This is a genomic window from Dictyobacter kobayashii, assembly GCF_003967555.1.
Lineage (GTDB): Bacteria > Chloroflexota > Ktedonobacteria > Ktedonobacterales > Ktedonobacteraceae > Dictyobacter > Dictyobacter kobayashii.
This window is the reverse complement of sequence record NZ_BIFS01000001.1, coordinates 2,222,479-2,245,296: the sequence shown is the minus strand read 5'-3', so window position 1 is coordinate 2,245,296 and position 22,818 is coordinate 2,222,479. Positions and strand designations below refer to the sequence as shown.

17 protein-coding genes and 1 pseudogene are annotated in these 22,818 nt (G+C 49.9%); 11 read left to right on the top strand and 7 right to left on the bottom strand.

Annotated features, from left to right (window positions below):
• Positions 1-64: 64 nt before the first annotated feature.
• The 7 genes from EL645_RS09800 (at position 65) to EL645_RS09770 (ending at position 9,446) form a co-directional block, all read left to right on the top strand.
• Positions 65-1,003: a carbohydrate ABC transporter permease gene (locus EL645_RS09800; protein ID WP_126549854.1), complete on the top strand. Its 939-nt coding sequence runs from the start codon at positions 65-67 to the stop codon at positions 1,001-1,003.
• Between the two features lie 29 nt (positions 1,004-1,032).
• A complete protein-coding gene (locus EL645_RS09795; protein WP_126549853.1) occupies positions 1,033-1,944 on the top strand; it encodes a carbohydrate ABC transporter permease in 912 nt (303 codons plus the stop codon).
• A 171-nt stretch (positions 1,945-2,115) separates the two neighbouring features.
• Positions 2,116-3,153 (top strand): aldose 1-epimerase, encoded by a 1,038-nt coding sequence (locus tag EL645_RS09790; RefSeq protein ID WP_126549852.1) that lies wholly within the window; start codon positions 2,116-2,118, stop codon positions 3,151-3,153.
• Positions 3,154-3,416: 263 nt separating this feature from the next.
• The gene (locus EL645_RS09785; protein ID WP_126549851.1) at positions 3,417-4,559 is read left to right on the top strand and encodes a MerR family transcriptional regulator; all 1,143 of its coding nucleotides are present in this window, start codon (positions 3,417-3,419) and stop codon (positions 4,557-4,559) included.
• Positions 4,560-4,781: 222 nt separating this feature from the next.
• Complete coding sequence (locus EL645_RS09780; RefSeq protein ID WP_126549850.1) at positions 4,782-5,636, top strand: hypothetical protein; 855 nt, start codon at positions 4,782-4,784, stop codon at positions 5,634-5,636.
• A 436-nt stretch (positions 5,637-6,072) separates the two neighbouring features.
• Positions 6,073-8,157, top strand: a complete 2,085-nt coding sequence (locus EL645_RS09775; RefSeq protein WP_126549849.1) for a serine/threonine-protein kinase — start codon at positions 6,073-6,075, stop codon at positions 8,155-8,157.
• A 176-nt stretch (positions 8,158-8,333) separates the two neighbouring features.
• The gene (locus EL645_RS09770) at positions 8,334-9,446 is read left to right on the top strand and encodes an acyl-CoA dehydrogenase family protein (RefSeq protein WP_281276284.1); all 1,113 of its coding nucleotides are present in this window, start codon (positions 8,334-8,336) and stop codon (positions 9,444-9,446) included.
• 36 nt (positions 9,447-9,482) lie between these two features.
• Here the strand turns inward: EL645_RS09770 and EL645_RS09765 are convergent, their stop codons facing one another.
• Positions 9,483-10,592, bottom strand: coding sequence for a glycosyltransferase (locus tag EL645_RS09765; RefSeq protein WP_126549848.1), 1,110 nt, complete (start codon positions 10,590-10,592; stop codon positions 9,483-9,485).
• Between the two features lie 742 nt (positions 10,593-11,334).
• Between EL645_RS09765 and EL645_RS09760 the strand changes: the two genes are divergently transcribed.
• A complete protein-coding gene (locus EL645_RS09760; protein ID WP_126549847.1) occupies positions 11,335-12,288 on the top strand; it encodes an alpha/beta fold hydrolase in 954 nt (317 codons plus the stop codon).
• A 110-nt stretch (positions 12,289-12,398) separates the two neighbouring features.
• Here EL645_RS09760 and EL645_RS09755 read toward each other — a convergent pair whose 3' ends face one another.
• Entirely contained in the window at positions 12,399-12,920 is a 522-nt protein-coding gene (locus EL645_RS09755; RefSeq protein WP_126549846.1) for a hypothetical protein, read from the bottom strand.
• A 187-nt stretch (positions 12,921-13,107) separates the two neighbouring features.
• Between EL645_RS09755 and yabN the strand changes: the two genes are divergently transcribed.
• Positions 13,108-14,631, top strand: a complete 1,524-nt coding sequence (gene yabN, locus EL645_RS09750) for a bifunctional methyltransferase/pyrophosphohydrolase YabN (RefSeq protein ID WP_126549845.1) — start codon at positions 13,108-13,110, stop codon at positions 14,629-14,631.
• 65 nt (positions 14,632-14,696) lie between these two features.
• On the opposite strand, the gene EL645_RS09745 is transcribed toward yabN, so the two are convergent.
• The gene (locus EL645_RS09745) at positions 14,697-15,875 is read right to left on the bottom strand and encodes a citrate synthase/methylcitrate synthase (RefSeq protein WP_246035327.1); all 1,179 of its coding nucleotides are present in this window, start codon (positions 15,873-15,875) and stop codon (positions 14,697-14,699) included.
• 270 nt (positions 15,876-16,145) lie between these two features.
• On the opposite strand from EL645_RS09745, the gene EL645_RS09740 reads away from it, so the two are divergent.
• Positions 16,146-16,406 carry a helix-turn-helix domain-containing protein gene (locus EL645_RS09740; RefSeq protein WP_126549844.1) on the top strand — a complete coding sequence of 87 codons (261 nt, stop codon included), beginning with the start codon at positions 16,146-16,148 and terminating at the stop codon, positions 16,404-16,406.
• A 91-nt stretch (positions 16,407-16,497) separates the two neighbouring features.
• Here EL645_RS09740 and EL645_RS09735 read toward each other — a convergent pair whose 3' ends face one another.
• The 4 genes from EL645_RS09735 to EL645_RS09720 form a co-directional block, all read right to left on the bottom strand.
• The gene (locus EL645_RS09735) at positions 16,498-17,904 is read right to left on the bottom strand and encodes a DUF58 domain-containing protein (RefSeq protein WP_126549843.1); all 1,407 of its coding nucleotides are present in this window, start codon (positions 17,902-17,904) and stop codon (positions 16,498-16,500) included.
• Positions 17,901-18,860, bottom strand: a complete 960-nt coding sequence (locus EL645_RS09730; protein ID WP_126549842.1) for an AAA family ATPase — start codon at positions 18,858-18,860, stop codon at positions 17,901-17,903. Before EL645_RS09730 ends, EL645_RS09735 begins: the two co-directional genes overlap by 4 nt.
• A 92-nt stretch (positions 18,861-18,952) precedes the next feature.
• Positions 18,953-19,813 carry a RodZ family helix-turn-helix domain-containing protein gene (locus EL645_RS39985; RefSeq protein ID WP_126549841.1) on the bottom strand — a complete coding sequence of 287 codons (861 nt, stop codon included), beginning with the start codon at positions 19,811-19,813 and terminating at the stop codon, positions 18,953-18,955.
• Between the two features lie 172 nt (positions 19,814-19,985).
• Positions 19,986-20,933 (bottom strand): glycosyltransferase family 9 protein, encoded by a 948-nt coding sequence (locus EL645_RS09720; RefSeq protein WP_126549840.1) that lies wholly within the window; start codon positions 20,931-20,933, stop codon positions 19,986-19,988.
• A 250-nt stretch (positions 20,934-21,183) separates the two neighbouring features.
• On the opposite strand from EL645_RS09720, the pseudogene purH reads away from it, so the two are divergent.
• Positions 21,184-22,753, top strand: a pseudogene (purH, locus tag EL645_RS45345) (bifunctional phosphoribosylaminoimidazolecarboxamide formyltransferase/IMP cyclohydrolase).
• The last annotated feature ends 65 nt before the right edge of the window (positions 22,754-22,818 follow it).

Genomic DNA, 22,818 nt, shown 5'->3' with positions numbered 1-22,818 from the left:
TATCTTCACCACAGGCTGCTTTTCCTCGCAGCCTCTTGAAAACATAGGGGTTAAGGTACGAGACATGGAGTATCAAGTCAGTTCGCTTGGAGGGGCTAAGCAAAGTTCATCGAGGAATAATTTGCGTCGGCGTCAGATGGGCGAAGCCTTCTGGGGCTACTTCTTTATTCTTCCTCAAATGATTGGGCTCGTTGCTTTCGCGTTGTATCCTCTTATTTCAGTTTTTATATATAGTGCCAATAACTGGGATGGGCTGGGGCCCATGACATTTGTTGGTTTTCAAAACTACATTGATCAGCTAAACAGCCCTGATTTACATATCGCGTTGACGAATACTCTGTATTACACCGTTCTGACTGTACCAGGAGGTCTAATTCTGGCATTGTTGGTCGCACTGGGACTCAACAACGTGCGTGGTAAAACTGTTTATCGGGTGATCTACTTTATGCCAGTAGTTACCAGTAGCGTAGCGGTGGCGGTGATCTGGGGCTGGCTGCTAAACAGTGATTTCGGCCTGATCAATGTTCTATTAAAAGATTGGTTTCATATTCAGGGTCCGGGCTGGATTACCGATTCCCGCTATGTGATTCCTTCAATTGCTATGTTAAGCATCTGGGGTAGCCTGGGCTTTAATATGATTATTTTCCTGGCTGGCCTGCAAGGTATTCCGGCGACTTATGCTGAAGCGGCCCGTATTGATGGCGCTAATCGCTTTCAGCTTTTCTTTGGCGTTACTCTGCCAATGCTTACTCCGACCCTTTTCTTTACCACTGTCCTGTCGGTTATTAGCTCTTTCCAGGTTTTCGACCAGACATTTGTTTTGACTGGTGGTGGCCCAGGTAAAGATAGCTATACGATCGTGTATCACATCTATCATCTGGGTTTTGAAACCTCCCAGTTTGGCTCTGCCAGTGCGGCTGCCGTGATTCTGTTTGTGATCTTATTAGCCCTGACGCTGGCTCAACTCTGGTTCCAGCGCCGCTGGGTCACCTACGACGTATAGACGTATGAAAAAGAAAGAGGAGTACGCATATGTTGCAAGAAACTGTGAATAGCGACGTTGCTGGCAGCTCTGCTTCTAGCCAGTTGAAACGGCTGCCAGTCCGTAAGAAGAGAGAGGGCAATGGTCGAATCTTTACCATTGTTCTACATACGCTCTTGATCATTGGCGCCTTAATTATGGCCTCACCGTTTATCTGGATGGTGTTAACCTCGTTGAAGGATACGAGCCAGGCTTTTAGTGATCCCCCGGTCTGGATTCCCAAACCATTTGTGTGGAGCAATTACCCGGATTCTTTAAATGCTCTACCCTTTAACCTGGCATACTTTAATAGCCTCTATATCGCAGTAATCGTTGTGGGTTGTCAGTTGTTGACCTGTTCCATGGCTGGCTATTCTTTTGCCCGTATTAACTTCCCTGGACGCAATATCGTCTTTGTGCTCTTCCTGGCAACGATGATGATTCCCTTCCAGTTAACGATTCTGCCGATCTTTATCACTATGCGTGATCTTGGCTGGCTGGATACTCACCTGTCGCTGATTGTGCCACCCGCACTGTTTAGTGCCTTTGGCGTCTTCCTGATGCGCCAGTTTGTGATGGGCATTCCGCCCGAGCTGGAAGAAGCCGCCATTGTTGATGGAGCCAACCGTTGGACGATCTACATGCGCGTCATTTTGCCATTACTCCGTGCTCCACTATCTGCGCTGGGCATTTTCTCGTTTCTTGCTCAATGGAATAACTTCTTTGTGCCATTGATCATGCTCAATAGCTCAGATAAATTTACAGTGCCGCTGATGCTCAATCAGTTCCGTGGCCAGTATGCAACTGAATGGACCATGGTAATGGCCGGTTCGGTGATCGCTGTTGTGCCCGTGCTGATTGTCTATATTCTCGCTCAACGTTATATCATTCAGGGTATTGCTATGACAGGCTTGAAGTCGTAACTGGCTCTTGATCAGCTTCGCTCACCCTTGATATCTCAGGAAGGTCAAGCCGTGTTGGAAAATCCTGCACCGCTTGACCTTCCTGCGTTTATAGAGGCCCAATTCTGGGAGCTTAGTGATAATATATAGATAATCCAACCACCTTAAAGAAAAACTTGTGAGGATTATCTTATGACAACAGAACATCGGCAGGGGGCCTTTTCAGCAGAGATAAGTCAGGATGCAGAGTTGGCATCTACGATCTTATCTCTTTCGTATGAGGACCCTCAGAATCCTGCGCGGAATATGAGTATCAGTATTGCTCCTGATCTTGGCAGCAATCTGTATAGATTTCGTGTGGGAGAACATGAAGTCATCTATTGTGAGCGCGAACTGTTGAAGCAGAAGTCTTTTACCGGCGATTTTGTGCTCTGGCCTTTGCCTAATCGAGTACGAAATCGGCGTTATTCATTTCAAGGACAGGAATACTCTCTGGAGGAGGTAAAGCGCCCCCAGGGAAATTATGTGCTGATCCATGGCCTGGTATTTGATCGTCAGTGGCACTATGAGCAGCCAGTTGTGCAACAGGATGCCGTTAGTGTGACCACATATGTGGATATTAATAAAGAGAGCGATCACTGGTATGAATCCTATCCTTTTGATAGCCGGCTCTCTTTGACATATACCCTGACCAGCGAGGGTGTGCAAATCACTTACCAGGTTCAGAATAAAGGAAATAAGGTACTGCCTTTTGGTTTTGCTCTTCATCCCTATTTTTCGTTGCTCTCGGGAAAGCAAGATACCTATGTGAGCGTGCCGGCCGCTACTGTGATGGAGGCGGATGAGGAACTGCTACCAACGGGTCGGCTGCTGGATGTGGGTACTACTATGTATGCTATGTTTGATGTGCGTCAGCCAGTTGCGGTGGGTAACCTGAAGCTCGATCACGTCTATATGGATCTGCAGCCTGGAACTCCAGCCGTGATTGATTATCGCCAGCAGGGTCTGCAGATACGCATTTCTGCTAGCGATGACTTTACGCATGCGGTAATTTTTACTGCTACTGAAAAGGACAATTTCTTTTGTCTTGAGCATCAAACCTGCGCTACAGATGCTATCAATCTGCATAATCAGGGAGAGGAGCGCCAGCGCATGGCTCACTTGCTGGAATTGCAGCCAGGGTCTTCCTTCAAGGGTGAACTCAATTACCAGGTGGCCTTTACTCGCTAAGCTTACCCTTCTCCTCTAAGGTTCTTACCAGCTATGGCAAGGACCTTAGTTTTATTTTCTGTACTGTCATCCTACCCGATCTAATAAATAATTACGTCTATGATAAGATCCTATAGAGATTTAACAAATCTTGTACAAAGCCTGGACTCGTAAAGATCTGATGTGCTATGGTATAGCGCAATAGAAGATTCACGCCCTTATAAAAAAAGCCTGGATTGAGCCCCCAGCTTCAAAAGAGTATGCCTGGATAAGCGGAGAAATATATGACCACCTACGACGGGTCGATAGAGTGGCCCCATTTAGAACAATATTCTGACCAACCAGTCTTTAATACAAAGGCGGTGGTACAGCAAACAGGTGTCCCAGCGCCGACTTTGCGCGCCTGGGAACGTCGTTACTCGCTTTTGGTGCCAGAACGAGCTAACAATGCATATCGCCTCTACTCTGAACGCGATGTTGCCTTGATTCGCTGGCTGAAAGAGTGTGTTGATAGTGGGATATCTATTAGCCATGCAGTGGCTCTTTTTCGCCATTTAGAGCAGCAGCAGCGCGACCCAACTGTAGCGAGCGCTGATGTGTATTTTGATATTCCAGCTCCTCCAGCCTTTCAGGTGGCCTTAAATTCCCCTGATCCAGATACAGAACAGTTTGTGCAGCGCGAGAAAGACTTGCAAGATGCTTCCCGCGCTGTCGACCTTTCATGGGCGCAGGCAAACCAATTGAACTCCAGCAATGTTTATCCCACTGTCTATACCATGCAGATGGCTCGCGCACAGCTGATCGAGATTTTCCAGGATATGGATGAGCAGGCGGCACAGGTTTTGATGGGCTCATTGTTATCCTTCTATTCGGTCGAGCAGGTCTGTTGTGAGCTGATTATGCCCACCTTGTGGGATATCGGTCGTTTATGGGCGGAGGGCCATGTGACGGTCTCTGTTGAGCATTTTGCCAGCAACTTTTTCAGGGCGGTCCTGACAAATATGTTCCATGTGACACGTGGCCCGAGCACGGGACCAATTGTACTCACCTGTTGTGCTCCAGGCGAGCCACATGAATTGTCCATGTTGATGCTGTCACTCTTTCTGCGCCGCCGTGGTATTCGCGTGGTTTATCTGGGACAGAGCATAGAGACGACTGGCTTACTGCATACTATCAAGAAGTTATCTCCTAGCGCTATCTGTATCTCCTTGACGTTACCTGCCTATATGCCAGCATTAATGAGCCTGGGGCGGCAGCTGCAACATCTTCCAGGGTCACGCCCGGCCATGATCTTTGGGGGACAGGCCTTCCTACAGTTTCCACAACCTGAAAAGCTGATTCCCGAAGGAATTTATATGGATGGTGATTTCAATAAAATTACCGCGCGCTTGCAATCAATTGTGTTTGAGGCTTCTGCCAGAAAATAAAAGTGTTACACTTATATCTATATTAGCAATGGGCTCTGTCTGTGTAAGCTATGCCTGGCTTACTTTAACTTAATGCATGGCCCTGGTAAATCAATCTACCATCTCCCGGCCCTCGACGTTTATATTGAGTAATGGATTGCTGACCTGTTTTTAAAGGCATATTACGTCCAACGAGCGTGTGAAGACAAATTTCATCCACTTGTTGTAGTAAGGGAGTAATACGTGGAATCACTATATCGAAAACCTTTCCCCTGGTATGGTTTTCTGGCTCTCCTTTTATGTATCTGTTCCTGGATAATTTCCTGGCTGCACCTTGAACCATTTAGTAGCTATGCCTTCTTTCCGCTCTGGCTGGGCTATATCGTCTTTATGGATGCCCTGGTTGTTATGCGCCACGGCACCTCGCTACTATTGCGCATGCGCTGGCGCTATATCTTTTTATTTGCAGTCTCCAGCGTCTTCTGGTGGATCTTTGAGTGGCTCAACAGTGCGATTCAAAACTGGCATTATATCGTCGATCATCCATATACACCTCTGATGTTCTTTTTGTTGGCCAGCTTGAATTTTAGTACCGTCTTGCCCGCGGTATTAGAAACCACGGAATTTCTTTTTACCTTCAAGGCGTTGCGGCCTGGTCTTCCTGCCTATGATCCTGGACCTCGTTTGCCCTTGCCGGTTTTTATTATATTGGAACTTATCGGGGTTGCCTGTTTCATACTTCCCTGGTTTTTTCCCCATTACTGTTTTCCGCTGGTCTGGTTCAGTCTGATTTTTCTGCTTGATCCACTTAATAACTACTTTGGTCGTAAATCGGCTTTCGCGCACATTGCTGTGCAGGACTGGCGTTTTATCATTTTGCCCCTTGGGGCCCTGTTTTGTGGTTTCTTCTGGGAGATGTGGAACTATTTTTCCCTGCCTAAATGGTACTATACGGTTCCCTACATCAGTTTCTGGAAGGTTTTTGAGATGCCTTTGTTGGGTTATTTAGGTTATTTGCCTTTTGCTCTGGAGCTTTTTGCTCTTTATCAGTTTGTGACCTGGCTTACGTGGCAAAAAGAAGATTTTCTTTTGATCTGAGGTGGTTTGCACTTGTGTGCGTGCGTGCGCATACGCGCCCGACCTGTTTTTCTAATGTGTTGCAGAAAACGTGCGCAGCACGTTTTCTGCAACACATTAGAAAAAGGACTTTTGAGTTAACTTGTAAAACGATGCATATCTTTCGTGGAGGTTGCCAGGGTGCTGCGCACGTTTTCTACAACACATTAGAAAAAGGACTTTTGAGTTAACTTGTAAAACGATGCATATCTTTCGTGGAGGTTGCCGGGGTGCGCAGCACCCCGGCAACCAATATAAAAACTGATCGGGCGCGCATGCGCACGCACGCATTGCGTAGCACTGGCTTAATTAAAGCCAGGCTTGCTACCAGCAACATTCCTCTTGACAACGCTCATGCATTTGTACTACTTTACTTGAGTATTGGTATTTTGGTACAAATGTTTTTATTGGGAGCTTAATGGCACTTTCATCTCATGTGTTTTGCGATCACTGTGGCGCTGCGAATCGTGAGCAAGCCCTCTTTTGTCGGGCTTGCGGACAGTCGCTGCGCCTTTCGGCTGCCACAGCGAATAGTTCAACCCTGACGGGATTGTTGACGGCGCAGGCTATGTTGAAGCAGCGCTATCTGATCCTGGGTCAGGCGGGCCGCGGTGGGTTTGGCGCGGTCTATAAGGCCTCAGATTTAGAGTTTGGCAATCGGCTGGTGGCGATTAAAGAGATGAGTCAGAGTACATTGAGCTCAAAAGAATTGGATGAGGCCGTAGCCTCTTTTAAGCGCGAGGCGATGCTGCTGGCCGGACTGACCCATCCCAATTTGCCGCGTATCTATGATCAATTTATGGAGAATGGCCGCTCTTATCTGGTAATGGATTTTATTGATGGCGAGACTTTAGAGGATCGCTTGCAGCGGCTGGGCGGCGCAAAATTACCGATAGAGAAGATATTGGACATTGCTTTACAACTCTGTTCGGTACTTGAATACTTACATACGCGTCAGCCGCCGATTATTTTCCGTGATTTGAAGCCGGCTAACATTATGCTGATGTCGACTGGCCACCTCTATCTGATTGATTTTGGGATCGCGCGCAATTTTACCCCGGGCAAAGATAAAGACACGACTGCTCTGGGCTCTTATGGTTATGCTCCACCGGAGCAATATGGTAAATCTCAAACCACTATGCGGGCCGATATCTATAGTATGGGCGCAACCCTGCACCAGTTGTTGACGGGCGAAGATCCATCTGAAACACCTTTTCAGTTTTCTCAGTTGCATCTGCGCGATGAACGGCTCGCCGACCTGGAAAGCCTGGTGATGAGTATGGTCAGCGTCGACATCAACAAACGTCCCGCTGATATCGCTCAGGTGCGCCAGTCATTGCAAAATGTAACGATGCAGTATACTCTGGGCCAGACCCTGCCGCGTGTCGCATTGAATGGCACCTCACAGACGCTGGTCCCCTCGATGCTGGCCCCCTTGCCCCTCAGGCCAGGTTCGACTGCTGTCTATCAGCCTCCACCAGCCGTGACCCCAGTTCCGGTTCCGGTTCCAAAAACTCCAACGGGCAAGCGCTCCGCGAAGCGAACTGGCCCTCCCCAGGTCTATCCACAGGCGAATATGCTCTATGTGTGTATGGGCCACTCTACCCGTATCACTGCCTTATCGTGGTCGCCAGATGGTAAATACCTGGCTTCGGCCAGTTATGATAAAACTGTACAGATCTGGGATGCTGCCAATGGGAATCATCTTACGACTTATAAAGGCCACACGGGGCGCGTAAATGGGGTGTGCTGGTCTCCAGATAGTCAAATGGTCGCCTCTGCCTCTGACGACCATACAGTGCGTCTGTGGACGCCATTGACGGGCAAAACTGAATATGTCTTTGGTCAACATAGTGGTGGCGTCAATGCGATTTCCTGGTCGCCGGATGGTCAATGGTTGGCCTCGGGCGGCGATGACAAAAAAGTATTGATCTGGCAGGCGCGGGCATCTACCCATGAGATCTCTCTCAGCTATCAAGAACACACCGCCCTGGTCAGTACGCTGGCCTGGTCCTCGGATAGTCGCCTGATTGCCTCTGGGGGTGAGGATCACTGTGTGCGCATCTGGGAACCGAATAAGGTGCAGCAGAAGCGCTCATTTTTGAGCTCCCTCTTCTTTCCAGGACAGAGCCAGAAGATATTACGTGGGTATAGCGGCAACATCCTGGCATTGGCCTGGTCGCCAGACAACCGTTACCTGGCTACTACCAGCAGCGATTACCAGGTGCGTATTGATGGGGCGCAGAGCGATTATGCTGTCACTACCTTAATGATTGATCATTCGACCCTCAAAAATGCGCTGGCCTGGTCTCCTTCGGGCCAGCACCTGGCTATCGGTGGTAACGATAAACTGGTTCACCTCTGTAGTATCGCTACACGTAAAGAGACCTATAGTTATCATGGTCATAGCGGTTATGTACAGAGCGTTACCTGGTCCCCTGACGGTAGCCGCATTGCCTCCGCCGGCGTCGACCGCACCATCCAGGTCTGGCAGGCCAAATAGATTAAAAAACGATATAAATTTTTATGCCGCTATTAGCGGCATAAAAATTTATATCGTTCTGTTTTCCCTTGCATATTTTGCTAACATATGCTACGTCTATGTATGAGTGTTTCCTGGTAAGAACTGCCAGAACTGGTACGCTTTGTACCGAATAAAATAGAAAAGGAACACATTCCATGCAATTCGATCTCAATGAAGAGCAAGCGGATATTCGCGACATGGTTCGTCGCTTTACTACGCAAGAAATTACGCCCCAGGCTGAGCTATGGGATGAGCAAGAATATTTTCCGCGTGAAATATTCAATAAGATGGCGGAACTGGGCTTGCTGGGCATGACGGTGCCCGAAGAATATGGCGGCATTATGCTGGATCGCCAATCCTGCGCCCTGGTCTATGAAGAGTTAGCTCGTGGCGATATGGCGACGGCGGTCGGTCTGGGCGTTCATAATATGGTGTCCGGAGCGCTGGCGCGCTTTGCCAGTGAGGAGCAGCGGCAGCGTTGGCTACCACGTATGGTCAGCGGAGAGTTATTTGGAGCCTTCTCGCTCAGCGAGTCTGGTTCCGGCTCGGATGCGGCCGGCCTTCAATGCCAGGCGGAAGTGAAGCCGGATGGTTATGTGGTCAACGGCTCCAAAATGTGGGTGACCAATGGTGGCGAGGCCGATATTTATCTGTTAATGGCTCGCAGTAGCGCGGGCAAGGGTTCGGCTGGCATTACCAGCTTTGTGGTAGAGAAGGGGAGTGCTGGCTTCTCGTTTGGCAAACGGGAGCGTAAAATGGGCCTGCATTCCTCTCCCACCCGTGAATTGCTGTTTGAGAATTGCCTGATACCATTTGAGCAGCGTATTGGGGAAGAGGGCCATGGCTTTAAGCTTGCCCTCTCGGCCCTGGATGGTGGACGCGTCAACGTGGGTGCCATTGCGGTCGGGGTAGCCCAGGCTGCCTTCGATGTCGCCTGTTCCTATGCCCGTGAGCGTGAACAGTTTGGTCAGTCGATTGGAGTCTTTCAGGGCGTACAATTTATGCTGGCCGATATGGCCATGAAGATTGAGGCGGCCAGGCTACTGGTCTATGAAGCCGCCTATAAAATGGATAAGGGCGAGCCTGCCAGTATGCATGCCTCGATGGCCAAGTGTTTTGCTACCGATATGGCCATGGAGGTCACAACCAATGCTGTGCAGGTATTGGGTGGTGCTGGCTATGTGCGCGATTACCCGTTGAGCGCTATATGCGGGACATCAAGGTCTCACAGATCTTTGAGGGCACCAATCAAATCCAGCGCATCGTGATCGCTCGCGCGCTCCTGGGCAACCTGCGCTAGTCCTTTAGAGCAATTGTTTCAGCAGTGGTACAATCAAGTCCGTCTGTGCATTGTTCCACTGCTGATAAGCGGCCACCGTCTGCTCCATCTTCTGTAGTATCTCGGATTGTGTTACCAGCTTCTGTAATAATGTACACTGCTCGTCCAATGTCAGCGCCACCCAGCCCAGCTTATGTTGCTGAATGAATTCCAGATTGGCCTCTTCCTGTCCGGGTATGTAAGTAGTTGCGATAAAAGGTTTACCAAGTGTTACTGCCTCAAAGAGCATATTAGGACCCGCCTTGCCCATGATCACGTCTGCCGCGGCCATATAGCTGGCGATCTCTTTGGTGAACGGTAGCGGATACACATTTTTTACCTGTTGGAAGCGTGCCTGGAGCGCATGATTGGTACCAGTTGCCAGAATAATCTGCAGTTTATCATCGATGCTCAAAAGCTGTTCTACCGCCTGACCAAACTGAGCAGCGCCCTCACCGCCTCCTTGTAAGAAGACCGTGAACCTGTCCGGATTCAATCCCAACTCTTGTAAGATGGTGGCGCGCCGGGTTGCGTTGGCCTGTAAAGCCTGTTGCCTGAACTGCGCCCGTACAGGCCAGCCTACTTGATGGAGGCGCGCCGGCACAAAGCCAACCCCTTCTGCTCGTTGATAGGTCTCGCGGGTAGGGGCTAGCACGACGCTGGCCCGTTTCTCGGTCAACCAGGAAGCATGTAGCGCCAGAGGATCTGTAAAGAGCATGGCAAACGGGATCGTTGACCCCAGGCTTTGTAGCACCTGTATTACCTCATAGGTCAAAAAAGGGTAGGTGGTAATAATTATAGAGGGCTGCAGGCGCTGAATAGTTGCTCGTAAGGAGCGCGCTACCAGCGTGGTAAACACATGATGGGCCAGGCGGGCCCGGGCGGGTGTATCAATCAGCTTAAACTCAGCCGACCACAGCCAGAGCGCATAGCGGCTGACCAATCTATAGTGCCAATGAAAAAAGCTGGCTTGCGGATCTACTATCTCTATCCGCAAGTCATCACTGGCAGAGGCCTGTAGCAGATCGCGCAGTGCTTCAGCCAGGCTCACATGGCCGCCTCCCGTTTTCGACGTAAGAATCAAAATGGTACGCATGATACTCCAACCATCTCCTTTATGCTCCCATGAAAAATAAAAGGTAGCTTGCCAACCCGACTATAACATATTTCATTCCACCTGACCATGAGTCCCCTGCCTTTCTTCAGGGCTTTTTCATGTTCCTCTTTGGCGCCTGCGGCGCCGGGTTGGGAGTGTGTGGAGGGTGTGGTGGGCGGCTGCGGCCGCCCACCACACCCTCCACACCTGAAAGAATGGACCTCGTATCGCTTGCTCGTAATCTCCCTGTTTGCAGGTGGGAGGAGGCTGCGGCCGCCCACCACACCCTCCACACCTGAAAGAATGGACCTCGTATCGCTTGCTAGTGATCTCCGGATGAACATTAAAAAGCCCTGCACCTTTCTTGGCACGTACGTCCCCCTATGGTAAAATGATTCATGTCCATTACTATTGGACATAATTAAACGCCTTTCGCTACTCATCTGAAGGGATATTCGTAGTTCTAATATAGGAGAGATATGTCTTTTTAACTTTAATGCCTGGAATATTTCAATATGATGCCATTCAATCGTATGAGCGTAGCTGCATGGGAAACTATTACTTTTCTTATAAAATGATCTATTCTAATAGATGGGTCAGTGGCAGTGGAGCTAGTGGCGATTGAGCGTCGTTGACGATTGTTTTTTTTTAGCAAGGTATTATCGCGAGAAGATGTATCTGGTGGGTAGTTATATCATTGGCCTGTGCCACTCTGGCACTTTGATGGAAGCGAAAGAAATATATGCTACGTTACCGACTTGAAGGAAGTGGACCGCCCCTCCTCCTCATTCACGGTTGGGGCGTGACCTTTGCAATATGGCAAAATTTGGCCCCGCTATTAAAATCACACTTTCAATTGATTATGATTGAATTACCTGGCCTTGCCGGTTCTCCGCATGTTGCTGCCGACGAGCCATATTATCAAATATGTGCCGAGGCAATTGAAGAAGTTCGCCAGGCTCTGGGGATTGAACAATGGGCCATGCTCGCCTATTCGTCCGGCACCCGCGCTGCAGAAGCCTATGTCAAGCGTTATCCTCAGTCTGTGAGCCAGGCCATCTTCTTATGTCCAACTTATATCCTGGAAATATGGGCGCTATTTGTGCGTTTATTAGATGCTCCCCATTCCCCGGCCCTTATGCAATGGTTCTTCTCTGATTGGCGTTTGCACAGCCTGGTGCGCGCCCTCGGCTTTAACTGGCAACGACATCAATATACACGTGTGTGGCAAAATGAGATAGAGCTACAGCCAATCGATATCCTGGTGCGCTCCTTATGCGAAATGCCCGGACAGGGACGTACCCCTTTTTATGTTCCCTCCATTCCCACCCTCTTCATTTGGAGCGGGCGTGACGCATTGATTGCTCGTCCACGTCACCTGGGTCCGCATGATGTCGTGATTCCTGCCAACCATAGTGCCCCCATGCTGGCCGCGCCCTATGTGGCGGAAGTGGTGCTGCCATTTCTGACCGAAGGCCGGGTTGTAAATATCTCTAAAATCAAAGCCAGGCGTCCCAGACGCCCTCTGCGACTGGATGCCAGTCAGGGCAAACTGCGCCCTACGGAGCGCAAGCAGTTGATCAACAGTATGGCAAAAAAGCCCGGGCAGCGTCGTTTTACCTTGAAGCGCTATGGCAGGCTGCAATCCTCCAAAAACCAGATGCCGCCGCGCCGTTCACGCAGCTACAGGGACTGAAATACCTTGCCCACTTAGAGGGATGCGCTTACCAATCAGGGAAGCAGAAAAAAACAGGGGGCCTATGAGGGGCTCCCTGTTTGCATAATAGCAAATTAATAGCAAATAAATTAATGCTGTGCAGCGGCTTGCAATTCTTTTTTGATGGTCTGGGTAGCACTGGCACGTAATGAGGCAAGTTGATTATTGGAAACCTGCGTGTTAGTCTTCGGATCGAAGACGATATCATCGCGTGAGCAGTAGTACAGACTCTTCCATTGAGCTGTGGCTTTATCCCAGGCTGGATAGAGCTCAACTGTTTCATTATCTCCGCGTACTACACGTTGGAAGGCCCAGTAAGAAACTGCCAGAGCCGTCACAATAAATATAAGTGTAAACACGACGAGTATTAACTGAGCGATTTGTGGAAAACCAGTTTCCATACCACCGATCAGTGTAATGATAAGAAAGAGACAAATGCCAACAAAAACCCCACAGATGGTGATGGGTTTCATCATCGATACATTGCGGGTAGGCATATCCGGTGGGGCGCAACGGGCCACACCAGAGTTATATGCTGCTTGCATAGTCTTGACCTGGTCTGTTTGATCACAAACCGGACAAGCGGGTTTTGAGCTTTCAGCGGACGCCATCTAGAACCTCCTTGTAGTGCTCATTCAATGAATAAGCAACCCTCGCTGTTTTGTTACTAAAAATAGCATAACACTTTGCTTCTGGTTCGACAATACTGAGATCGCTCTACCTTCTTATTTGACACAGTTCTACTCAACCAGTACACTACCACCAGCATGGTGGAACAAGGAGAGAGGACCTTTTTTTATGACTGATAAGACTGCCCCCGCAATCACAATTGTTGGCCTGGGACCAGGCAGCATACATGATTTGACCCTGGAAGCGCGCCGCGTACTCGTACAGGCGGCCAATGATAATCAGACCGTATACTTTCGTACTATTATTCATCCTACAGTCGAGCCATTGAAGCTAGATATACCTAAATTACGTATAGAATCTTTCGATAGACTCTATGATGAGTCGGACGATTGGAGCACCCTCTATCAACAAATCGCGACGGAGGTTTGTGATCTGGCGCAAGGGCAGCCTGTTATTTATGCGGTGCCCGGCCATCCTCTGGTAGGTGAGACCTCGGTCCAATTGGTACTTGAAATGGCGCGTACGCGTGGATTAACCACCCGTATCGTTTCTGGCCTGTCTTTTATCGAGCCAGTCTGTAATCTGCTGGCCCTGGACCCCTTTGAGGTAGGCGCGCAGATCGTCGATGCGACTAATCTGGCCTTTTCGCATCGTGATGAAGTGGCGGGTAAGATCGTTCCGACCATCCCTCTCATGATTGTGCAGGTTTATAATCGCCGCCTGGCCAGCGAGGTCAAATTAGCCCTGGGAGAATGTTATCCCGATGAGTGGCCGGTAAAATTGGTGCGTGCCGCTGGTATCGGAGAAGAAGAGTCGGTAATTGAGATGCCGCTTTATGAGCTGGATCGCAATAATTTTGCCAATCACCTCAGCACCCTTTATGTACCACCCGTGGGTGAGTTAGCGGCCCTGCGCCTGCCTGAAACCCTGCGCTATATCACTATGCGCCTGCGCCGCGAGCCTGATGGCTGTCCCTGGGATCGTCAGCAGACGCATGATAGTTTGAAGCGCTATGTGATTGAGGAGACCTATGAGGTGGTGGAGGCGCTGGAAGAGAACGATATGGATAAGCTGGCGGAAGAGCTGGGTGATCTGTTGCTCCAGGTGTATCTCCACTCCGAGGTTGCGCGCCAGGCGGATGAGTTTTCGATCGGCGATGTCTATGAGCATATCAATGCCAAGCTGATTCGCCGCCACCCCCATGTCTTTGGTGATGTCGAGGTACAGAACGCGGGGCAGGTCGTACAGAACTGGGAAGAGATTAAGAAGCAGGAACGGGCTTCCGCTGGTGTGGATGTGAAGAACGAGAGTGTGCTTGACCGGGTACCACAGGCTACACCGGCCCTGATGGTGGCGCAGGAATACCAGAAACGTGTGGTGAAGACCGGTTTTGAGTTTACCTCCTTGCAAGATGTCTATGCCAAGTTGGAAGAAGAGTTGGAAGAGATTAAGCGGGCTACCTCTCCCGACGAGCAACTGGAGGAGCTAGGGGATGTGCTCTTTATGGTTGCTAAACTAGGACGCTTCCTTAAAATCGATGCTGAAGAGGCCCTGCGGCAAGCCAATCGTAAGTTCCGCCTGCGTTTCCAGGCCATGGAGTCGCTAGCGCGAGAAGAAGGGCGTCCGCTGACCTCATATAGTACTCCCGAATGGGAAGCATTATGGGCGCGTGTTAAAGAACAACAAGCCTGATCAAAAGGGGGCGGAAAGCTACTGTGCTCTCCGCCCCTTTTTTATGCTATGGGTGCAAAATTATACTATGAGCGATCGGCCAGAGGAACAAAGGTTTCGTTCAATGGACCGGTATATTCGGCCTCTGGTCGGATCAGGCGGTTGTTGCTGACCTGTTCCAGAATATGGGCGGTCCAGCCGGCGCAGCGACTGACAGCGAATGTCGGGGTAAAGAGATCTCCGCTCAGGCCCACTGCCTTCATTAAAGCGGCAGAATAGTACTCAACGTTGGTATACAAACGACGTCCAGGTTTCAACTCATCTAACAAAGCAAGCGCAGTTTCTTCCACATGCCGCGAAAGCTTAAAGTCATCTGGATCGGCTACGCGAGCCATTTCGCGCAACTCTTCCGCACGCGGATCAGCTGTCTTATAGACACGATGCCCAAAGCCCATCAAGCGGCCGCCATGGGTAATGGCCTCCCGCAGCCAGGGCTCAGCATTCTCAACAGTGCCAATAGTTCGTAGCATATCCTGTACTTTAGAAGGCGCGCCACCATGCAATGGTCCTTTTAAGGCTCCCAGGGCTGCTACCAGTGAGGAAACAATATCGGACTCCGTGCTGGCCACGATACGGGCAGTGAATGTTGAGGCATTCATGCCATGATCGGCCAGCAGTACCAGGTAGGAATTTAACCCCTGCACATGTTCATCCTTGGGCACCTCGCCTGTTAACAGGTAGAGGTAGTTCGCGGCATGTCCCAACTCTGAGCGTGACTCCAGAATCTCTTTTCCATTGCGTAAGCGATTAAACGCGGCCAGGATCAAGGGAAAACGCGCGGTCACTGCGATAGCCTGCTCGATGGTTGGTTTCCCCGAAATACTGACTGCTCCCCAGGTAGACACAGCGGTGCGTAATACATCCATTGGTTCTGTTGTGCTGGGTAGTTCGCGAATCGTCTGCAAAACATTTTCTGGTAAAGATCGTTCTGCCGTGAATCTCTCATGGAGTTCAGACAGTTCTTTCTGGTTGGGAAGGTGTCCAAACCATAGCAGGTGGGCGACCTCCTCAAAGCTACAGGTACGGGCCAGGTCATGAATATCATAGCCGCGATAGACAAGTCGGCCGGCGGTGCCATCTACTTTACTAATGGCAGTGGTGGCCGCAACAATTCCCTCTAAGCCGCCCTTATTCGGTTTGGCCGCAGGATTTGTTGCATTATCTTTTTGCGGGGTATTTCCTGTATCTGGTATCGTCATTGACATTGTGATTCTGCTCCTTTGCTTTTTTCAGGTAGTACTAACTAAATATGTATTCACCTTTTGTTAGTTGTATCATCTATACCTATGAATGTCAATAATACTTGATGTTATTTGATTTATATTGATCTTATTTGATAAGGCTTGCTTTTTTAGCTTAAACATGCGATGATAAAAGGGAACGTATGATGTTTAATACCTGGAAATATAATGAAAAACAGCATTTGGCGCAAAATGGTAAGAGGAGCACAGGTGTTATGAAAGGAGGGCTGAATCTTGATCGAGTTGAATGGTGAGCACTATCTGGATGGCCATGAAGCTTCAATTCTGTTGGGTATAAAAATCTCGACACTTTATACGTATGTCAGCCGGGGAATACTGAAAAGTTATCGTCAGGGGATCAAACGTCAGCGACTTTATAAGCAGGCTGAATTGGAAGCCCTCTTGCGTTTACGAGCGAGCGATGATATCACGCCAACCCCCATTGATCCAGTGTCAGAAATACCCTATGCCAGCGATTGGGTTTCAGATATTTAAACGATAATTATTCTATGTTACAAAAATGGCACAGCACACGCTGTGCCATTTTTGTAACATAGAATAATTATCATTCGGGCGAGATATGATTTTAGAGCTGAAAGCCTGCTATAGCTGTGCTGACCTCCTCCTGGTCAGGTTGGATATTTCCATAGGTTGCTTGCAGCTTGTCCCAGGTCTCTTCTCCACCTAGATAATAGACCGGGAAGCCCGCTATTCTTGTTGGCGGTGGATTATCTCCGACCAGCAGGAGCGCGACCGCATGGCCACTACGCTGCATACGAAGCAGGATCTCCATCATGCGCTCGTTGATCCGATTGGTGATCACAACCACTGTCGTGCCGTTGGATAGGTGTGAGCGCTCCGCCAGCATAACATCTTCCAATGGACGACCCATATGTGATTGAATACGCGCCAGGGTCTCCATTAAGCGTTTGCGTTGATCCTCACTGCTGGCTGCAGGTACCCTGACCGTTCTGCGCTTGCGTTGTTCAGCAATAGATTTTTGCAAGTCTTGTTCGGACAATAGATCGCCACTTATTTCATCATCGGGCAGACTCATGGGAGTATTAGCGTAAAGGCCAACATTATATCCTTCATCAATGGCCCAATTGCTAATTGATGCGGCTGCGCAGATTGCCAGTTCTTGTAGCGCCGGGTGAATACTATAATAGTTATCCAGGTGTACAGATGAGTTTAGAAATATGGCCAGTGAGTACGTGGTAGTGGATTCATAGATCTTGCTTTGCAGTTCCTGTGTGCGCGCGGTCGCTTTCCAATCTACGCGGCGTAAGCTATCACCATAAGCATAATCGCGCACCCCAATGACCCGCGAAGGATCTTCCAGGAAACGCCGCCGGGTGCGATAGTCTCCAAAGGGGCGCTGCGAGGGTAGTTGAAAGCTACTAATGGGTACCACCAGCGGATAGACGATCATGTGGTGTACCGTCTCATCCTGTAGCTCACGGTTGATAAAGCCAAAGAGATCACCGCTGCGTAGTTTTGCCGGACCAAAGGTGTAGATGCCCCGATTGATGCACTGTACGGTATAGGTGCGTGTGACCCGCTCATACCAGCGCAGGCTAAAGAGGCTTTCCAGTGTAACCAGATTGCTGATCAGGGTTTTACGAAAGGTTTGACCTTTTAGTGGTAACGCCCTTGGAATGATATCATCAACCTGCAAAACTGGCAGTGGCAGCAACTTGGCATTCTCAATCGAGATTGATAGGGTGATCTCTTCGCCGAAAAGCACCCTGGTCTCGCTAAGCTGCCGCTGATAGTGTATCTCGCGCAAGCAATAGGTGGCCCAGATATCGGTGATCAGCAGCGCGCATAGAAAGATGCAGCTGCAGATCATGAGCAGTGGTATATGGGTCACTATGCTTAGCAATAAGACGGCAGCACCTAATAGATAGAGCTTTGGGCTGACGCGACCACCATCCACGATTGATTGTTGTTTTGCTTTGCGCTGCCGGGGCGCTAACTGTGCCTGTCTCATTGTTCAACCGGTACGGCTGTGCTCTGTAAAATATCTACAATAACTTGATCCATATCATGTCCATGTAAGCGTGAGTGGCTGGTTGCAATCATACGGTGGGAGAGCACATGGGGTGCCAGGTGTTTAACATCATCCGGTATAACATAGTTGCGCCCCCGGGCGGCTGCCAGGGCCTGGCTGGCCCGGTAGAGTGCCAGCGTACCACGAGGGCTGATACCAAGCTCAATCTCATTATGGTCGCGGGTGGCATGAATCAATTCGATAATATAATTTTCGATACCCGCACTAACATAAATCCTGCGAATGGCTTTTTGCAAGCGCATCAATTGCTCCGCATCCACCACAGGCTTTAATTCCTGCAGAGGCTGTGCCTCTTTGAAGCGGCGCAGAATCTGGCGCTCCTCATCTTTGTTAGGATAGTTGAGGCGCAGGCGCATCAGGAAGCGGTCCAGCTGTGCCTCGGGGAGTGGAAAGGTGCCCTCCAGCTCAACAGGATTTTGGGTGGCCACAACCATAAATGGTCGGGGGAGTGCCAGCGTATTGCGCTCAATACTGATCTGGCGCTCCTCCATAGCTTCTAGCAAGGCCGATTGGGTACGCGGGGTGGCACGGTTAATCTCATCTGCCAGTACGATCTGGGAAAGTAATGGGCCGGGTCGAAACTCGAATTCACCTTTTTTTTGATTGTAGAAGGTGATGCCAGTGATATCTGAAGGTAGCAAGTCTGGTGTGAACTGGATACGTTGAAAGCTACAGCCTAGCGAACGGGAAAGGGCCTTGGCCATAGTCGTTTTGCCAATGCCCGGTACGTCCTCAAATAAGACATGGCCCTCACAGAGAAGTGCCACCACCAGTAGCTCAATTACATCACCCTTACCAATGATGACGCGACTGATATTACTGCCAATGGTCTGGACCATGCTTTGTATCAAGCGAATCTCGTCGTTCTGTTCCATTTATATTCCTATGCATGAGTATTCTATATCTTTTTATGTATCTAGTATAGAATTATACGTACAAATGGACAAAAAATTCACCAGATCTGCTGTTATCTTCCCAGATTAACCTGCACTGTAGCTGGCTGCGATGTTGCCTGTTGGTTCTGTCCACGGGCGATGGCGTACAGACGGGCAGTTGCATTCATTGAGAAGTGACTAAAGGCGCGTTCATTGATTGACCACGGAATAGTGGCTGTGCCATTGGCGTCCGCGACGACTGCGTTTGTCTGCTGAAATGCAGGAGAAGCCGTATAAGTGATCAACAGCGTGACCGTAGCCCCTGGCTGGGTTGTAACAGTAATATCTACCGTGGTGTGATTGTTAACCTGGCCGGGTAAGCCGCTAAACTGAGCAGTTAATGGTCCGTTGTTTACCACTGGCGTTGGGGTTGGAGCAACCGTTGCCTGTGGTAGCGGTGTGGCCGTTGCCTGAAGAGTTGGCGTAGCTGTTGGTTGAAGCGTTGGCGTAGCCGTTGGCTGTGTCGCACCGGCTGGTGTATTTTGAGGGGTCGGGGCGGTAGCTTGCGTATTACCCTGGTTTGAAGCTGTCGTGGCTGATCTACCCCCAAAATTAGCGAAGACGCTGCCGAGTAAGACAAGGCCAATCACACTACACAGAATCACAGCTCCAATAGCTATGAAAAGCACTTTATATGCAGGGTCGGAGCGCCATAAATAGGCGATTTTCGTGTGGAGGGGTCCCGGCGGAATCGTCTGCCCCTTTCTTTTATTGATCAGCTGTTCTGGTCGCACATTTGGGGTTGGTCGTTGGCCAGGATTAAATGGCTGGCCTGCCGCTGGCTGATAAGGAAAACCCTGGGGTCGATTAGCGGTCTGGAACATTTCGGTGGGAGCATCATTTTGCCCCAACATATCTGGCTGGTTGTTTGGATTCGATGGACCGAGTTTCATACAAAGTCCTCCTCTCTATTGGGAGCTGCAGCAGGCAGTAATACGCTGGAATAAATATCTTGGACTGCTTTGGGTTGGTAATAAATAGAGTTTCTCTTGCAGCATCCAGTACACTAGGTTGCTAAAGTCAATAGTTACGAGTATATGCGATCTCTCTGTATCTGTAAAATTTCTAGCAAAAAGTGCTAATATGTTTTAGCAGGTGTGTAAGTTCCGCCAGCACGAGCTGGGGAGAGATTTGAGATAGTTGGGAGTTATAGAGTACTTTGACTCTTTCTCCCTGTGGTTGCCAGACAAGCGGATTGCTGGGTCCAAATAGCGCTAATGTGGGAAGGCCTAGCAGGGCGGCCAGGTGGGTGAGTCCTGAGTCGTTGCCCAGGTAGCCACGACAATCTTGTAGTGTCCGGGCTACCGTAACCAGTGGAGCATCAAGCAGTTGTTGCCATAATAGGGGTATGGGTGGTTCTGGTAGCAGTTGTTGCAGCGTTCGCAGCCGCGTTTGTTCGGCGGGTCCCGCCAATAGGAGTACCGGGATCTCCTGTTGCCAGAGCGAAGCAATCACATCCGCGAAGTAAGAGACGGGCCAGCACTTTTCCTCACCTCCACTGCCAGGATGGATGGCCACTGCTCGGGTATCATTGGCTCCTGGTCGCCAGGCATACGTTGCTGGCACCTGCCATCGTTGCCTGCTTGCCAGGGTTTCGCCTATACTCTGCGCCAGATAATCTCCAATCGGGATAGCACAGGAGGCCGGCGGACGTCCTGGGACGACCTTATAATCTGGAATCCCGGCAGCTTGTAGGTTGGCTGTAATCGTACCATCTGGATCTTTCAGCCAGCAGATGGCCCTCTCTATCGTGCACAGGAAGTCTTGCAGGGCTGGTTGGCGCGAACCTGTGGGGGATAAAAAAAGTTGACTCCAGCGCCGTTCTTCGTAGTCCGCGACCTCTTCCGCCAGTTCGAAGGCCTGCAATAATGGTAATACGCGCGTATTGCCCACAAAGGTTAGATGTACACCGGGTGTATTTACTCGTAGATGATGTAGCAGCGGAAAGGTCACCAGCGTATCGCCAATGGCCCCTGGTCGGATAATGAGTATGCGCATAACGTTCTTGATCATCTCCCTATTATCTCATATTGAATTCTCTTCTAACCAGCGCTGGCGCGGACTGAGATATGGTTGCGTTCGCTGTTCTATGCCCGGTGGAATATACTGATACAAACAAGATGTTCCTGGCTTTCGACAGAAGCGAAAGCCTTGTCGTGGTTCTTTCTTATCTGGTCTGCTTGATAAAGATGCTGTATGGCAACATTTGTACCTGGCGTCATAGTGGTTCGTTCTTACCCTATACATCCCGAAAGGATGACCAATGAGAGCGATAATCAGTGTAGCTAACCGTGAGGGCCTCCCTATGTTAGCACAGGAGCTGCAGAGCCACCATGTGACCATATTCTCTACCAGTGGTACGCAGCAAGAACTCGAAGCTGAGGGTATCAAGGCTCAATCCGTCAATGAGCTGACACAGTTTCCTGAAATCCTAAATGGACGTGTAAAGACGTTGCATCCCGCTATTTTTGGCGGCATTCTGGCCCATCGTGGACTGGCTGAACATGAGAAGGAACTCAAGTCGCATCAGATTGTACCTATCGATATTGTCGCCGTCAACCTGTATCCTTTTGCGGAGATGGTGCGCGATGCCGCGACCACTCTGGATGAGGCGCTGGAGCAGATCGATATCGGGGGCGTGGCCCTGGTGCGGGCGGCGGCCAAAAATTTCCAGGATGTTGTTGTGCTGGTACGTCCCAGGACTATATCCCCGTGCTGCAAGAATGGCGCGAGCAGGGTGAGATAAGCCTGGAAACGCGCCGCCACCTGGCGGCCATTGCCTTTCAACATACGGCGTGTTATGACACCGCCGTCGCTGAATATTTGCGAGGTCCCACCGGGGAGCGCTTCCCAGAGGAAATGACCATCCCTTTAGAGCGACTGCATGTCTTGCGCTATGGAGAAAATCCCCACCAGCACGCGGCCTTTTACCGCTGGGCGGATTCTACCTCATGCTCTTCCAACCTTCCAACCATAGCTGGCTGCGAAATCTTGCAGGGGAAAGATCTCTCTTATAATAATTTACTCGATCTGGATGCCGCTTTAAATGCTGTACAAAGTTTTACCGCTCCAGCTATTGTGATTGTGAAACATACTAATCCTTGTGGATTAGCCTGTGGTGATACGCTGGTTGAAGCCTATAAAAAAGCCCATGCGGGCGATCCGGTTTCCGCCTTCGGGGCATCATCGGTAGCAACCGCCCTATCGATCAAGCGACTGCGTTAGAAATCAGTCAGCTATTTTATGAGGCTGTCATTGCTCCTGATTTTACCCCGGAGGCGCGTCAGATTTTAGGGCAGCGCAAGAATCTGCGCCTGTTAGCGACACATCATGCTATTGAACCTAAATTTATTAACACCCAACTCTTGCTGAATGGACATCTTGAGGCCAGAACTGTTGGCGGTGGCTTGCTTTTGCAGACACCTGATTTTGTAGGAGACGGCGAGGCTGAATACCGCGTTGTTACAGAGCGGGAGCCGACGCTGGAAGAGATTACGGATCTTATGTTTGCCTGGAAGGTGGTGCGATGCGTTAAATCTAATGCTATCGTGCTGGCGCATAAGTTGATGGTGGTTGGGGTTGGTGCCGGTCAGATGAATCGGGTCACCAGCGTACAACTCGCTGTAGATAAAGCTGGTGAGCGTTCGCGCGGAGCTGTGCTGGCCTCGGATGCCTTCTTCCCCTTTGCCGATGGTGTTGAGTGCGCCGCTAAAGCGGGCATTACCGCCATCATTCAACCCGGAGGCTCATTACGGGACGAAGAGTCTATCCGCATGGCCAACAAACATGTGATGGCCATGATCTTTACCGGTAAGCGCCACTTCAGACATTGATGGCGCCTAAGCCTAAGCCTAAGCCAAAAGAAAGAAAAGACGTAGCATTCTCGCATTGAGAGCTA

What these genes read in the sequence shown, in the direction of transcription:
- yabN (WP_126549845.1), top strand. Translation starts at nt 13,108, where the DNA reads ATGACTGATAAGACTGCCCCCGCAATCACAATTGTTGGCCTGGGACCA.
- EL645_RS09770 (WP_281276284.1), top strand. Translation starts at nt 8,334, where the DNA reads ATGCAATTCGATCTCAATGAAGAGCAAGCGGATATTCGCGACATGGTT.
- EL645_RS09765 (WP_126549848.1), bottom strand. Translation starts at nt 10,592, where the DNA reads ATGCGTACCATTTTGATTCTTACGTCGAAAACGGGAGGCGGCCATGTG.
- EL645_RS09785 (WP_126549851.1), top strand. Translation starts at nt 3,417, where the DNA reads ATGACCACCTACGACGGGTCGATAGAGTGGCCCCATTTAGAACAATAT.
- EL645_RS09800 (WP_126549854.1), top strand. Translation starts at nt 65, where the DNA reads ATGGAGTATCAAGTCAGTTCGCTTGGAGGGGCTAAGCAAAGTTCATCG.
- EL645_RS09735 (WP_126549843.1), bottom strand. Translation starts at nt 17,904, where the DNA reads ATGAGACAGGCACAGTTAGCGCCCCGGCAGCGCAAAGCAAAACAACAA.
- EL645_RS09795 (WP_126549853.1), top strand. Translation starts at nt 1,033, where the DNA reads ATGTTGCAAGAAACTGTGAATAGCGACGTTGCTGGCAGCTCTGCTTCT.
- EL645_RS09760 (WP_126549847.1), top strand. Translation starts at nt 11,335, where the DNA reads ATGCTACGTTACCGACTTGAAGGAAGTGGACCGCCCCTCCTCCTCATT.
- EL645_RS09730 (WP_126549842.1), bottom strand. Translation starts at nt 18,860, where the DNA reads ATGGAACAGAACGACGAGATTCGCTTGATACAAAGCATGGTCCAGACC.
- EL645_RS09790 (WP_126549852.1), top strand. Translation starts at nt 2,116, where the DNA reads ATGACAACAGAACATCGGCAGGGGGCCTTTTCAGCAGAGATAAGTCAG.
- EL645_RS09745 (WP_246035327.1), bottom strand. Translation starts at nt 15,875, where the DNA reads ATGTCAATGACGATACCAGATACAGGAAATACCCCGCAAAAAGATAAT.
- EL645_RS39985 (WP_126549841.1), bottom strand. Translation starts at nt 19,813, where the DNA reads ATGAAACTCGGTCCATCGAATCCAAACAACCAGCCAGATATGTTGGGG.
- EL645_RS09755 (WP_126549846.1), bottom strand. Translation starts at nt 12,920, where the DNA reads ATGGCGTCCGCTGAAAGCTCAAAACCCGCTTGTCCGGTTTGTGATCAA.
- EL645_RS09775 (WP_126549849.1), top strand. Translation starts at nt 6,073, where the DNA reads ATGGCACTTTCATCTCATGTGTTTTGCGATCACTGTGGCGCTGCGAAT.
- EL645_RS09720 (WP_126549840.1), bottom strand. Translation starts at nt 20,933, where the DNA reads ATGATCAAGAACGTTATGCGCATACTCATTATCCGACCAGGGGCCATT.